Genomic DNA, 12,915 nt, shown 5'->3' on the forward strand with positions numbered 1-12,915 from the left:
CACGCACACGCTCCGGTGTAAGCGAAGGGTTGGGACACATGAAGCTTGCAGATGAACCCCGCACATCCACGACCACGCCGGATGCCGTGGATGCGGATGTCCTCATCATCGGGTACGGCCCGGTCGGTCAGACCCTGGCTGCTCTACTGGGGGCGTCGGGGCACCGCGTGCTGGTGTGCGAACGGCGGGTCGGGCGCTACGAGACGCCGCGGGCCGGACACTTCGATCACGAAATCATGCGCGTCTTTCAGTCTTTGGGCGTTGCCGACGATGTAAGGCGCATTGCCGAACCAGCTCGTGTGTATGAATTCCTCGATCCCGACGGAGGCGTGATCTCTCGGCTGCCGAGGGAATGGAGCGCTCCCTCCGGCTGGGACGCGTCGTACCACTTCTACCAGCCGGAACTCGAGGATGCCCTGGACGCGGCAGTCCGCGGAGCATCCACTGCGGACGTTCGTTTCGGTGCGGAGCTGGTCGACCTGCGCCAGGGGGCCGACCACGTGGTGGTGACGTTGGCAGACGGCGACGTCGTCACCGCTCGCTATGTGGTCGGGGCAGACGGCGCCAACAGCGCGGTACGCACGCTCTGCGGCATTCCGACGGAAGATCTCGGTTTCCGGGGCGACTGGCTGGTCGTTGACGTCCGGCCTCGGCCTGGCGCCCCGACCCTGGACATCCCGGACACCGGCCAGGTACTCGACCCCGCGAGGCCGAACCACATGGGCCGGGTGGCTCAGCGGTACTTCCGCTGGGAGTTCATGCTCGTCGAGGGCGACGATCCCACCGAGATGGTGAAGCCGGAACGCGTCTGGGAGTTGCTCAGGCCCTGGATCGGCCCACAGGAGGGGGAGGTGATCCGGCAGACTGTCTACCAGTTCCGATCCATCGTGGCCGATACGTTCCGCCACCGGTCGGTTCTGCTTGCCGGTGACGCTGCTCACGTCATGCCGCCATTCCTCGGACAGGGCATGAGCTCCGGCATCCGAGACGCCGCAACCCTCGGCTGGATGCTCGACCTCGTGCTGACCGGCGCCGCGGACCCGAAGCTGCTGGACCTGTACACGCTCTCGAGAAGGCCACAGGTCATCGACTACATCGAAGAGTCGGTGCGGGTCGGGACCGTCGTCTGCGAGACCGACCCCGTTCGTGCGGCGCAACGTCGTGAGGAGATGCGGTCGGCGACCGAGCTTCCGCCACCGTTCGAGCCGCCTGTCGGCGCAGGCTTCCGAGACGGACAACCACTGGCCGGCCACTTGGCCGTACAGCCCTTTCTGCGTACGAGCGGCGGGAAGACCGAGCGGTCCGACGACGTGCTTGGCCACGGGTTCACCCTCTTCAGCTTGGTCGAACCGGACGCGGCGACGACCGCGGCCGTCTCGGACCTCGAGCGCGCGATTGGGCTGCGGTCCGTGGTGGTCGGCGCCGAGGGGGTCCAGGAAGAGGGCGAGGCGCTGAATGACTGGCTCAAGGAGTCCGGTGTCGTGGCCGTGCTGGTTCGCCCGGACTTCTACGTCTTCGGCACTGCTACCGGGCTCTCCGAGGTGGTGGGTCTGCTCGCCTCACTTCGCGCGTGCCTGTCGCTGGTGTAGCGACGTCACACCCGCTCGCGCGGCGACCGACGACAGCCCGGATCACCTGACACACGGAGGAACCTCATGCCGAAGACGAACAACGGTATCCACTACGAGGAGCGGGGAAACGGGCCGGACGCGATCGTTCTGCTGCCCGGACTCGGGTGCTCACTCAAGTGCTGGTCCGAGGTGGCACCCCTACTCGACGGCTATCGCCTCGTTCTCATGGACCTGCCGGGCCACGCGGGCTCCATCCATGCGCCTGCCGACGGATCGAGCCTCGCCCGGATCGCCGAAACGGTGATCGATGCTTGTGATCAGCTCGGCCTCGAACGCTTCGCCCTCGTCGGTCTCTCCTTCGGTGGCGCGCTCAGTGTGCGGATCGCTCTGAACCGGCCCGGCCAGGTGTGCGCGGTCATGGCGCTCATGCCGTGGAACGCGGGGGGTACCGAGGCGGGCGATCCAGTCATCGAAGGGTTTTACAAGTCCTTCCGTGACGTCGAAGCCATAACGCAGGCCATTGGGGCCATCTCGCTGGAGCCGAGCAAGACGACCGATGTCGTGCGCACGATGACGAGTGCTGTCACAGAGCAGTTCTGGCGCAGCTGGCTCGGAACCGGTGGCGGTGCTTACACGAGCATGTTCGAGGAGCTGTCCGGGATCGCCGTGCCGGCGTGCTACGTCATCGGCGGCAGAGACACCATCGCCCCACAGGACAAGTTGATCGCCGACGTCCGTGCGATGCCCGGAGGCCGGCTGGTCTTCCTGTCGGACGCGGGACACCTCGCCCCTTACGAGTCTCCCGAGCTCGTCGCCCGGGAGATCCGCGAGTTCGTCAGCCGCTACGCGAACACGCCGTCGCCGGGCGCGGGTTCCGCGCCTAGATCCTCGACCAGCGCACGGCCGATCAGATAGAGACGCCTTTCGCTGCTTCACCCCCACGGGCATGCCCACCGCAAGGTATCGGAGGAGATCCGCCGCACGACTCCGCGACTGCGCGGAAGGTGGGGATCTCGCGCATTTTGGTCGCACTGAGCCCTCCGTCCTGGCGGTGGGTGAGGCTCGAGGGCCGGCTGGTGGACGTGGCGAGGCTCCTGGTAGACGGGTTGTCGACCAAGAGCAACCGCAACACCAGAAGCCTCGGTGCTTGTGTACCCGTCAGCGATCGACCTGTCCAGCTCGGCCTTACGCTTCCTCGCCCGCCAACTCGCCGTCCACCGGCCCCGGATCGGCGGCCGCGGCGGCGCCTGACGCCGGGACGGCAGGCCCTCCTTGCCCTCGCCCCTCTACGCTGCGGCGACACCTACACCCGGCCTGGGGCGGCCGGATAAGACGTTATCTCATTTGGATCGGTAGGCTGTCGGTCGTGGTTTCGATCGTGGAGCGGCTGGTGCCGGATGAGTTGTGGGAGCTGTTCCAGCGGGCGGTCCCGGAGGCTCCGTCGCGACCTCAGGGAGGCGGCCGACGTCGGCACGGTGACCGGGAGGTGCTGGCTGCGATCGTGTTCGTGGCCACGTCGGGCTGCACGTGGCAGCAGTTGCCATCCGCGTCATTCGGGCCGTCGGGAGCGACGGCTCACCGGCGCTTTGCCGAGTGGACAAAGGCCAGGGTGTGGGCCAAGCTCCACCGCCTGGTCCTCGACGAGCTCGGCGCCCGCCGCGAGCTGGACTGGTCCCGCTGCGCGATCGACTCGGTGAACATGCGGGCCCTGAAAAGGGGGACCTGACAGGTCCGAATCCTGTCGACCGCGGCAAGTACGGCTCGAAGATCCATCTGATCACGGAGCGGACCGGTCTGCCCCTGTCCGTCGGCATTTCGGGGGCGAACCTGCACGACAGCCAGGCGCTGATCCCGCTAGTGAAGGGCATCCCGCCGATCCGCTCCCGGCGCGGACGCCGACGACGCAGGCCGGGAAAGTTCCACGCCGACAAGGGATACGACTACGACCACCTGCGGCGATGGTTACGCGGGCGCGGCAGCAGGCACCGCATCGCCCGCAAGGGCATCGAGTCCTCGACCCGCCTGAGCCGCCACCGCTGGACCATCGAACGCACGATGCCCTGGCTCGCCGGATGCCGCCGACTACACCGCCGCTACGAGCACAAAGGCGAGCACTTCCTCGCCTTCACCAGCATCGCCTGCACCCTCATCTGCTACCGCAGACTCGCCAAATGAGATGACTTCAAGCGGCGTCACCCCGGGCCCCTGCCCGACCCGCCGCTGCCCCACACCTCATCAGGCCTTCTCACCGGACGATGCCGAGCGGTGCCCGGCGGAGCACCAGCTTCCGTGGTGCCGACAACTGACATGGCGCCAGGTCCAGGGTTCGGTGTGATGCGGCCGCCACCGAGGTCTCATGCCAGCGCGACATGGGTGCCGAAGGCCCGGGCGTGGTAGGTGAGCGGGGCACCCTTGGCGGCTTGGGTCGCCAGGACGTTGCCCAGGGCGATCACGTGGTCTCCTCCCTCGACCACTTCCGCAACCTCACAGGCCAGCCAGCCGAGGGCGGCGGATAGCCGGGGGACGTCCCGATCCACCTCCCAGGACACGCCGGTGAACCTTCCGGCGCCCTCCTTGCGCGCAAAGGCCAGCGCCAGCGCGGATTGCCCGTGTCCCAGGACATTGACCCCGAACCGCAGCGACGACTTGATCAACGCCAAGAGCTCCGAACGGCGGTCGAGGGCGATCAGAACCATGGGCGGCTGCATCGACAACGACGCGAAAGCACTGACCGTGGTGCCGTGCGGCCGTCCTCCGTCCATCGCGGTGACGACGGTCACCGGCGTGGCCACACCGGCCATCACCTCGCGGAAGGAAGACATCAGCAGCGCATTCTCGGATTCGGCCATCGCAGCTCCCTGGATGGAAAATGGCGGTGTGCACAGAGGCGCTGGGCGACACATTCTGTCCGCCGACAGACAGGAATCTTCGGTGTTCCGCTGGTCCTACAGCTGAAGGATCAGCTTTCCGGTATTGGCTCCGGTGAACATGCCGCGAAGCAGGCTCGGAAAGTCCCCGAGGCTGCCTTCCACTACGTGCTCGGCCGAGGTCAACTTGGCTTCCGCAAGCCACTGGGCAAGTTGTCGGGTCGCCTCGGGGTAGCGGTCCTCGTAGTCGAATACGACCATGCCGGTCATCGATGCCCGGTTCACGAGCAGCGACATGTAGTTCGCCGGACCCATCGGGCGCTGGTCGTTGTACTGGGACATCGCGCCGCTGATGACGACGCGTGCCCCGCGCGCAAGCCTGGTCAGCACCGCGTCCAGGATCGGGCCGCCGACGTTGTCGAAGTACACATCCACGCCACCGGGGGCGTACTCGCGCAAGGCTTTCCGCACGTCGTCATTCTTGTAGTCGATGGCCGCGTCGAAGCCGATCGTTTCGACCAGGGTCCGGCATTTCTCCGGGCCGCCCGCGATACCGATGGCGCGGCAGCCGGTGATCTTGGCGATCTGACCCACCATGCTGCCGACGGCGCCCCCCGCGCCCGACACCACAACGGTGTCGCCCTGCTGTATGCGGGCGACGTCGAAGAGGCCGAAGTAGGCGGTGAGGCCGGTGATGCCGAGCGCACCGAGGTACGTGGTCTTCGGTGCGATCGAGGTGTCGATCTTGTGGAGGCCCGTGCCGTCGGACAGCGCGTATTCCTGAACGCCGAAGGCTCCGTAGAGCTCGTCGCCGACCGCGTATCCGGGATGCCGGGACGCGATCACCGTGCCGATCCCGCCGGCCCTCATGACGGCGCCGAGGTCCACGGGTGGCACGTAGGAGGCGCCCGGGTTCATCCAGCTCCGCATCGCCGGGTCGATGGAGATGAGATCGACCTTGACGACGACCTGCCCCTCGCCCGGTTCGGGTATCTCAGCGGTGGTGAGAGTGAAGTCGGTGTCCTTCACATCGCCTTCGGGGCGTGCGGCGAGCACCATCTGGTGATTGATGTCCATGGTTTCCCTTCGGTGATGGTCTGTCACGTCCGCCGACCGCATGATGCCCCCCGACTTGACGGCTGCGGCACGGAGCGAAAGTATAACGACTGAACTAGTAAAGCAAATGAACTACTTGAGCCGCACGTGGACGCAGCCCAAGCACTTGCGCCGAAGAGAGGTCTCCCATGCCCCACACGCTTCACGAGGCGGACCCGAACCAGGAAAGCCTCAGGGAGGCGGCGGATCGCATCCGTCTCCAAGCGCAGGCCATGGCCGCCGACAGCGAACGGGAGCGCCGGCTGGGGCCGGGGCTGATCGATGCGCTCCGTGACTCCGGGCTGATGCGCTGCGGAGCGCCCGAGGCTCTCGGAGCCGCGCAGGCCCCGCCCGCTGTGTCACTTGAATGCGCCGAGACGATCGCACGCGGCGACGCCGCCACCGGCTGGTGCGTCTCGATCGCTCTCACCAGCAGCCTGCTCGCGGCGTACCTTCCGGAGAAGGGCGCCGCCGAGACTTTCGGTGACCCGCGCGCGATCGCGGCGGGCGTATGGGCGCCGCGGGCCAAGGCCCGCCCGGTCGACGGAGGCGTGGTCGTCTCCGGCCGCTGGTCGTTCTGCAGCGGGATCACGCATGCGGACTACTTCTTCGGCGGCTGCGTCCTGGACGACGGCCGTGGCGACAAGGACGGTGCGCCGACGCTCCGCGCGGTCGGGATCCCGGCCGAGGAGCTGCGGATAGTCGACACCTGGCACACGTCAGGCCTGCGCGCGACGGGCAGCCATGACGTCGTGGCCGAGGAGGTGTTCGTTCCCGCGCACCGCGTACTGGCGCTGGACGACGGTCCGCTGATCGACGCTCCGCTGTACCGCTTTCCGATCTACGGATACTTCGCGCTGTCCATCGCCGCGGCCGCGCTGGGCAACGCACGCGGGGCCATCGATGACCTCATGGACCTCGCGGGCCACAAGGTCGCCACCGGCTCGCGGCGAACCCTGGCGGAGAAGGCGACCACGCAGGCCGCCGTGGGACAGGCGGAGGCCGCCTTGCGCGCCGCGCGCGCCTTCTTCTACTCCGCCATCGACGACGCCTGGCAGGCGGCGTGCACCGCGGACGAGGTGGCGCTCGGCCTTCGCACCGGGTTGCGCCTGGCAGCGGCCCACGCCGCTCGCACCTCGGCGGAGGTTGTCCGCGCCATGTACGACCTCGGCGGCGGATCGGCGGTCTACGAAAGCTCGCCGCTCCAGCGCCGCTTCCGGGACGCGACCACCGCCACCGCCCACCTCCAGGTGAGCCCGGCCACCTGGGAGACGACCGGCCGCATCCTGCTCGGCCTCCCGACGAACGTGGCGGCGCTGTGAGGCGGCGATCGCTCGGCGTGGTGCTTCCGTACTGGCTGGACCGGCCCGACCTGGAAGCCCTCGGGATCGCCCACCAGGCGAGTGAATGCGGCTTCGAGCGGCTGTGGCTCGGCGAGATGGCCACCTTCGACGTGTTCGCCCTCGCCACCGCGGTCGCCAACAGCACCTCGATCCCCCGGCTGACGGTCGGCCCGCTCGCCGTCGGTGTGCGCTCCCCCGTCGCCATCGCCATGGGGGCCGCCAGCGTCGCAACGCTGACGGGCACACACGTGGATGTGGCACTGGGAGCCTCCAGCCCGCACATCGTCTCCGACTGGCACGACCGCAGTTGGAGCGGCAACCCGCAGCGCACCAGGGAATCGGTCACGGTGCTGCGTGAACTCCTCGGTGGAGGGCGGGCCGCATTTTCCGGCCGGCACATCCGCACGCGGGGCTTCCGGCTCCGCCAGCCGCAGCCGGACTCCACGATCAGCGTCGCGGCGTTCGGACCCCGCATGACGCGCGTCGCGGCGGAGACCGCGGACGAGGTCGTGCTGAACCTGGTGCCGCCGGAACACATCGCCGAGGTCCGCGCGTCGATCGACGCCTCCGCCGAGGCCCGCGGGCTGCCCTCACCACGGCTCGCGGTGTGGGTCACCTGTTCCGTCGAGCCGCATCCGGCCACCCACCATCAGCTCGCCTCGCAATTGGCCGTCTACCTCCGCCCACCGGGATACGGCGAGATGTTCACCGAACTGGGCTTCGGCAGCCTCGTCCGCCAGGCGCGTTCCACCGCTGGACGCCATACGCTCGTCCCAGAGATTCCCCCCGAGCTTCCGGCGGCCGTCGGCGCGATCGGCTCAGGACCTGAAGTACTGCGACGTATCGAGAGCTACTTCAACGCCGGCGCCGACCACATCGGGCTGGTCCCCACGACGGCGGACGACCCCGACGGCGCCAAGACCTTGGGCTTCATCAGGGAACACGCCCCGGACCTCGTCTCAGGGCCGATCGGGGCGAAGCAGCCGGTCAACGGAGACGGGATACGATCACTCGGTGACGGACACCCCTGAGGCGCAGCCACCGGATTCGCGCGGCGACGACTCGGTCACGCGGACACTCAACCTGGTCGGCGAGCGATGGACGATGCTGATCCTCCGCGAAGCGTTCTTCGGTGTGCAGCGTTACGGACAGTTCGCCCAGAACCTGGGCATTCCGCGCCCCACCCTGTCGAACCGGCTCGGCAAGCTCGTCGACGTCGGCCTGCTGATCCGGGAGCGCTACGCGGGCGGCCCGATCCGCAGCGACTACGAATACCGCCTCACCCAGGCCGGCCTCGATCTCTTCCCGGCGATCCAGATCTTGATGGAATGGGGCAACACCTACCTCCCGGACGACCCGGCGGGCAGCGGATCCACGGTGGCCTGGACGCACGACGTGTGCGGATCGCCCACACACCCGAGGCTGACCTGCGACCAATGCGGGGAACCGGTCACCGCACACAATGTGCATCTCACGGGCGATACGCCGTGAGGTGACCTCGCCGCAGCGGCAACCTCTGCGTCCGGGTACGGGGCCGGCCCGACCGGCCCGCCCAGGGCCGGGCGAGCGTATGCGGTCCGGAGCGTATCCGCCTGGCGGGCGCGGGCTGCCGCGTGGACGCGGACGGGCCTCAAGGGTGACCTCGGCCTCGGCCGCATGCTCGGTGATGCGCTGGGCGAGCAGGCTGTGCGCCCAGCGTGACTCCGGACCGTGCCGACCGCGCAGGCGGATCCAGCCCGGGCGGCTGCCGGTGTCGGCCCAGTCCCGTGTGGGGTAACCGCGTGGCGAACTCCAGGGATATGGGAACGCGTCGGAGGCAGGGAAGCCGGTCAGCGGCTCCAGGGAGTCAGCCCGCTGTGTCTCGACGTCCACAGCGGGGTGCCACCCTCCGTGCCGCAACCGTGGCCAGCCGTCGGCATCCCACGTCACAGCTTGGATCGCCGTCTCACGTCCGAGGGTGCAGCGCGGACCGTGCGGAGTGTGCAGCGGGCGTGACGCCAAGTGGCTGAGGAACCACTGGCCCTGGCCGGTCCGGACCAATTCGGCGTGTCCCGCCTTCTGGAGCGGCAGCGAGGGGTCGTCGCGAGAGGTGAGCAGGGGGCGGTCGTCCATCACGTACGGGCCGCTCACCTGGTGGCTGCGCGCTGTCAACACCCCGTGCTCGAACCCCGTGCCGCCATCGGCGAGCACGAGGTAGTACCAGCCGTCCCGCTTCAGCATCTTCGGCCCCTCGACGAGTCGGTCGTGCTGAAGCAGCAGCATGGTGTCGCCGACCGGGGCGAGTGTGTCACGGTCCAGTTCCGTCGCCACGATCCCGGCGAAGCGCTGTCCGCCCGGGCGGTGGTCGTTCTGCAGATTCAAGAGCCACAGCCGGCCATCGTCGTGGAAGAGCGCCGGGTCGAAGCCGTGGCTGGGCAGGCGCCGCGGCGGCGTCCACGGTCCGGCCACATCCGTTGCGGTGGTGACGTAGGTATCGAGGTCGAAGTACGGGGTGCCCACTGAGCGCACGATCGAGTAGACGACCCAGAACCGCGTTCCGTCCCAGCTCAGCGACGGCGCCCAGATTCCGCCCGAGTCAGGAACTCCGGCGAGCGAGTCGCCGGGGGCCGCCCCGCGAACATGACCGGCGTACTCCCAGTGCGCAAGGTCACGCGACCGGTGGAGGGGAATGGTCGGAAACCACTCGAAGGAACTGGTGGCCACGTAGTACCAGTCACCGGCACGCACCAGCGAGGGGTCCGGCGCGAAGCCGCGGATCACGGGGTTGCGGGCCACCGCCCGCTGTGCCCTCTCACTCATTTGAGGGCCCCCAGTGTGACTCCGGTGCGCCAGTAGCGGCGCATCGCGACCATCATGATCGCCATCGGGAGGATGGACAGCAGCGCTCCGGTCAGCACCAGACTCGTCAGGTCGACTCCGGACTCCAGGCGCTTGCCGGACCAGTTGTACAGGCCCAGGTTCAGGGTCCAGTTCTCCTCGCCGCGCAGTACGGTGAGCGGAAGGAAGAAGGCGTTCCAGGTGTTGACGAAGGCCAGCAGAAACACCGTCGCGCCACCCGTCGTCATCATGCGCAGCACGATGCTGAAGAAGATTCTCAGCTCGCCGGCACCGTCGATGCGGGCCGCTTCCAGCAGCTCGAAGGGAACGACCGCCTCGGTGTACACCTTTGCCAGATAGACGCTGAAGGGGTTGATCAGGCAGGGGATCAGCATCGCCCACGGGGTGTCGACCATGCCGATGGCCGAGAAGAGCAGGTACAGCGGGAGAGTGAGAAGGGCGATCGGGATCAGGAACGAGCCCACCACGCACGCGAACACCGCATTGCGGCCGGGGAAGTCGAACCGTGCCAGGCCATAGCCGGTGGCCAGTGCGATCAGAGTGCCACCGAGGGAGCCGACGCCCGCGTACAGCAACGAGTTGGCCGTCCAGCGCAGAAAGATGCCGTCCTCGTAGGTGAACAGCTGCCGCACGTTGTCCCACAAGTGCCAGCCGGAGAACCAGAGACCGGTGCTCTGGTACAGCCCGGTGCGGTCCTTGGTCGCGGCGACGACCAGCCACCATACCGGGAACAGGCTGTAGACACTGGCCAGCACCAGGCCGATCAGCAGGAAGCGTTGACCGCCCCGCCCACGGGAGGCCGCGTCCGGACGGGTCATGCGCCGCACACCCCGGGCGGCAATCCGCCTGGTGGTGGTGTCCTTGCGGTCGTCGGTCAGCGCCATCAGTCGGCCTCCTTCGAAGTGAACCGGTAGAAGAGGAAGGAGGCCACGCCAAGGATCAGGGCGAGCAGTACCGACAGGGCGGCGGCGTAGTTGTAGTTGCCGGCGTTGAACGCCTGGTTGTAGATGATCATGATCGGGGTGAAGCTGTCGCTGACCGTCTGCGGGGTGACATTGCGGAACAACGCGGGCTCATTGAAGATCTGCAGCATCTGGATGATCGACAGCAGCCCGGTCAGGACCAGGGCACCGCGCACGTACGGGATCTTGATGCTGCGGGCGATGCGGATCTCGGAGGCGCCGTCCAGCCGGGCCGCCTCGAACAGCTCGCGGGGCACGCCCTGCAGTGCGGAGTAGATGATCACCATGTTGTAGCCGATACCGTGCCAGGTGAGCAGGTTGCCGATGGACGGCCACACCATCGACGGCGCGAAGAAGTTCCAGCCGAGGCCGAAGAACTCGCCGAGCGGGGTGAGCGGGCCGACCCGGGGACTGTAGAGGTTGATCCACACGATCGCGGCCACCACGCCGGGGATCATGTAGGGGACCAGCAGCAGGATCCGGAACCGGCCGGCCGCTCGGGAGGTGACCGCGTCCAAAAGCAGTGCCAGCACCAGGCTGACGACAAGCATCACCGGAATCTGGACGCAGGCGAAGACCACCACCCGCAGGACGGAGTTCATGAACGCGGAGTCGGTCAGGCCCTGTGCGTAGTTGTCGAGGCCGACGAACTCCGTGGTCCCGCCCCCGAGGCCGAGCCCGGACTGCTTCTCCAGGAACAGCGACTGGTGGATCGCGTAGCCGATCGGCAGCAGGTACAGGAAAGCGAAGCCGAGCTGGAAGGGCAACGTGAAGGCGGCGCCCTTCCAGCGCAGAGAACGAGTCATGAGTGGTGCCTCAGCCCTTGACGCTGATGCCGCGGGACTTCAGGTCGTCGACCGTCCACTTCTGCATGTGCGCCAGCAGATCGGTGGCCTTCTGCTCCTTGTTGACCACCTTGGCCCAGCCGGCCTGCAGTTCCGTGAACATGGCGGTCCAGTTCGGGCCGAAGGTCCAGTCGGTGGTGACGGTCCCCAGGCTGTCCGAGACGACCTTCTGCGCGGGCTCGTAGTTCTCGCCCAGCAGCTTCTGGGAGATCGACTCGCCGACGTACGCGTCGCCGTCGGCCAGCGCCGGCATCACACCGTTGCCTGTTTCCGGACTCGCCATCGTCTTGACCGCGTCAGCGTTGGTGGACATCCACAGGGCTGCCTCGGCCGCCCGCTCCTGATGCGCACAGCCCTTGGTCACCAGCGTGACGCCCCCGGTCAGGTTGGTGCCCGCCGGCGTCTTCGGCGCCTCGCCCTGGAAGGTCGGCCACGGAGCCACATTCCAGTCACCGAACGACTTGCTGAAGTTCTGCACCATGCCGGCCATCTGCCAGGTGGAGATCTGCCGGGTCACGGTGTCGCCGTTGTCGTAGCTGCGCTGCACGGCCGCGTAGTCGGCGAAGGACAGCTTGGCGTTGAGATCGTTGTCGATGATCTTCTGAATCACCTCGGCGGCCTTCAGACTGCCCTCGTCCTGGAAGTCGATCTTCCAGGAGTCGCCGTCGACGGCGTACCAGTGTGCCCCGGCCTGCATGGCGAGCACCTCAAGGGTGCTCGGGTCCTCACCAGCGAAGTTGGTGATCTTGATGCCGTGCTTCTTCAGCTCTTTGCCCGCGGTGACGAACTCGCCCCAGGTCACGGGGGGCTTCAGCCCGTACTTCTCGAAGACATCGGTGCGGTAGATCGTGAACTGCGGCGCCGAGCCGGTGGGGACCCCGTACAGCTTGCCCTGCACCTGGGCGCCCGGCCAGGAACCCGGGTTGAACTTGTCCTTGTCGGCATCGACGTACTTGGTGATGTCGGCCAGCGCGCCCTGCGAGACCCAACTGGTCACATACTCGGCGGTGTTCTGTACCAGGCACGGCGCGTTCCCGGCCTTGACCGCGTTGGTCAGCTGCTTCTGCATGGTCAGCTGATCGGTGACCTTCGTGTACTTCAGCCGGACGTCCTTGTGGGAGCCGTTGAATGCCTTCACGACGGCCTCCTGGCCGTTCGCCCAGCCCCAGAAGGGAAGGGTGACCGGGCCAGAGGCGCCAGAGGGCCCATCGTCTCCAGGATCCGAGCCACCGCAGGCGGTGAGCAAGCCTGCCAGCGCGATGCCCGCGACGGCGGCAGAGGCGAACCTTCTCCGGGTGCTGTGCGAGTTCATCTGACCGTGATCCTTTGGAAATAGGCGTTCTCAGAACGAGAGGACAGAGGCTCGGAAGGTGCTGGCCTGAAGCGGCGGCCGG

The 12,915-nt window shown here is 67.6% G+C and carries 11 protein-coding genes and 2 pseudogenes; 7 read left to right on the plus strand and 6 right to left on the minus strand.

Translation table 11 applies throughout. The features are described 5' to 3' along the window. Positions 1-38 precede the first annotated feature (38 nt). The 4 genes and pseudogenes from STRVI_RS22010 to STRVI_RS48335 all read left to right on the plus strand — a co-directional run bounded on the left by STRVI_RS22010 (position 39) and on the right by STRVI_RS48335 (position 3,746). On the plus strand, positions 39-1,589 hold the full coding sequence (locus tag STRVI_RS22010) for a bifunctional 3-(3-hydroxy-phenyl)propionate/3-hydroxycinnamic acid hydroxylase (RefSeq protein WP_014057840.1): 1,551 nt from the start codon (positions 39-41) through the stop codon (positions 1,587-1,589). A gap of 66 nt (positions 1,590-1,655) precedes the next feature. Next, positions 1,656-2,486, plus strand: a complete 831-nt coding sequence (locus STRVI_RS22015; protein ID WP_014057841.1) for an alpha/beta fold hydrolase — start codon at positions 1,656-1,658, stop codon at positions 2,484-2,486. Between the two features lie 228 nt (positions 2,487-2,714). Next, positions 2,715-2,884: pseudogene (locus STRVI_RS54690) on the plus strand (IS5/IS1182 family transposase); the annotation flags it as partial. 65 nt (positions 2,885-2,949) lie between these two features. Further along, a protein-coding gene (locus tag STRVI_RS48335) for an IS5 family transposase (RefSeq protein ID WP_251982923.1) occupies positions 2,950-3,746 on the plus strand; the annotation gives its coding sequence in 2 pieces (ribosomal slippage) (positions 2,950-3,286 and positions 3,286-3,746; 798 coding nt in all). Positions 3,747-3,925: 179 nt separating this feature from the next. Here the strand turns inward: STRVI_RS48335 and STRVI_RS22030 are convergent. Both STRVI_RS22030 and STRVI_RS22035 read right to left on the minus strand, forming a co-directional pair. Then, entirely contained in the window at positions 3,926-4,420 is a 495-nt protein-coding gene (locus STRVI_RS22030; protein WP_014057844.1) for a flavin reductase family protein, read from the minus strand. 96 nt (positions 4,421-4,516) lie between these two features. After that, positions 4,517-5,557, minus strand: coding sequence for an NADP-dependent oxidoreductase (locus STRVI_RS22035; RefSeq protein WP_251982709.1), 1,041 nt, complete (start codon positions 5,555-5,557; stop codon positions 4,517-4,519). Between the two features lie 125 nt (positions 5,558-5,682). Between STRVI_RS22035 and STRVI_RS22040 the strand changes: the two genes are divergently transcribed. From STRVI_RS22040 to STRVI_RS22050, 3 genes are read left to right on the plus strand one after another with little or no spacing between them, the layout of a single operon-like run. After that, positions 5,683-6,855, plus strand: coding sequence for an acyl-CoA dehydrogenase family protein (locus STRVI_RS22040; RefSeq protein WP_014057846.1), 1,173 nt, complete (start codon positions 5,683-5,685; stop codon positions 6,853-6,855). Continuing rightward, positions 6,852-7,907, plus strand: coding sequence for an LLM class F420-dependent oxidoreductase (locus tag STRVI_RS22045; RefSeq protein WP_014057847.1), 1,056 nt, complete (start codon positions 6,852-6,854; stop codon positions 7,905-7,907). The genes STRVI_RS22040 and STRVI_RS22045 overlap by 4 nt, the downstream gene beginning before the upstream one ends. After that, positions 7,891-8,367, plus strand: coding sequence for a winged helix-turn-helix transcriptional regulator (locus tag STRVI_RS22050; protein ID WP_014057848.1), 477 nt, complete (start codon positions 7,891-7,893; stop codon positions 8,365-8,367). The genes STRVI_RS22045 and STRVI_RS22050 overlap by 17 nt, the downstream gene beginning before the upstream one ends. A 129-nt stretch (positions 8,368-8,496) precedes the next feature. Here STRVI_RS22050 and STRVI_RS48340 read toward each other — a convergent pair. The 4 genes and pseudogenes from STRVI_RS48340 to STRVI_RS22070 form a co-directional block, all read right to left on the minus strand. Further along, positions 8,497-9,675: pseudogene (locus STRVI_RS48340) on the minus strand (family 43 glycosylhydrolase); the annotation flags it as partial. Next, a complete protein-coding gene (locus tag STRVI_RS22060; RefSeq protein WP_014057849.1) occupies positions 9,672-10,598 on the minus strand; it encodes a carbohydrate ABC transporter permease in 927 nt (308 codons plus the stop codon). The gene STRVI_RS22060 and the pseudogene STRVI_RS48340, both read right to left, overlap by 4 nt. After that, positions 10,598-11,482: a carbohydrate ABC transporter permease gene (locus tag STRVI_RS22065; RefSeq protein WP_014057850.1), complete on the minus strand. Its 885-nt coding sequence runs from the start codon at positions 11,480-11,482 to the stop codon at positions 10,598-10,600. The genes STRVI_RS22060 and STRVI_RS22065 overlap by 1 nt, the downstream gene beginning before the upstream one ends. A gap of 10 nt (positions 11,483-11,492) precedes the next feature. Beyond that, positions 11,493-12,833, minus strand: coding sequence for an ABC transporter substrate-binding protein (locus STRVI_RS22070; protein WP_014057851.1), 1,341 nt, complete (start codon positions 12,831-12,833; stop codon positions 11,493-11,495). Positions 12,834-12,915: the final 82 nt, after the last annotated feature.

The organism is Streptomyces violaceusniger Tu 4113 (genome assembly GCF_000147815.2).
GTDB lineage: Bacteria > Actinomycetota > Actinomycetes > Streptomycetales > Streptomycetaceae > Streptomyces > Streptomyces violaceusniger_A.

Excerpts from the sequence above, each read along its gene's own strand:
- STRVI_RS22010 (WP_014057840.1), top strand. The coding sequence starts at position 39 with ATGAAGCTTGCAGATGAACCCCGCACATCCACGACCACGCCGGATGCC.
- STRVI_RS22015 (WP_014057841.1), top strand. The coding sequence starts at position 1,656 with ATGCCGAAGACGAACAACGGTATCCACTACGAGGAGCGGGGAAACGGG.
- STRVI_RS22030 (WP_014057844.1), bottom strand. The coding sequence starts at position 4,420 with ATGGCCGAATCCGAGAATGCGCTGCTGATGTCTTCCTTCCGCGAGGTG.
- STRVI_RS22035 (WP_251982709.1), bottom strand. The coding sequence starts at position 5,557 with ATGCGGTCGGCGGACGTGACAGACCATCACCGAAGGGAAACCATGGAC.
- STRVI_RS22040 (WP_014057846.1), top strand. The coding sequence starts at position 5,683 with ATGCCCCACACGCTTCACGAGGCGGACCCGAACCAGGAAAGCCTCAGG.
- STRVI_RS22060 (WP_014057849.1), bottom strand. The coding sequence starts at position 10,598 with ATGGCGCTGACCGACGACCGCAAGGACACCACCACCAGGCGGATTGCC.
- STRVI_RS22065 (WP_014057850.1), bottom strand. The coding sequence starts at position 11,482 with ATGACTCGTTCTCTGCGCTGGAAGGGCGCCGCCTTCACGTTGCCCTTC.
- STRVI_RS22070 (WP_014057851.1), bottom strand. The coding sequence starts at position 12,833 with ATGAACTCGCACAGCACCCGGAGAAGGTTCGCCTCTGCCGCCGTCGCG.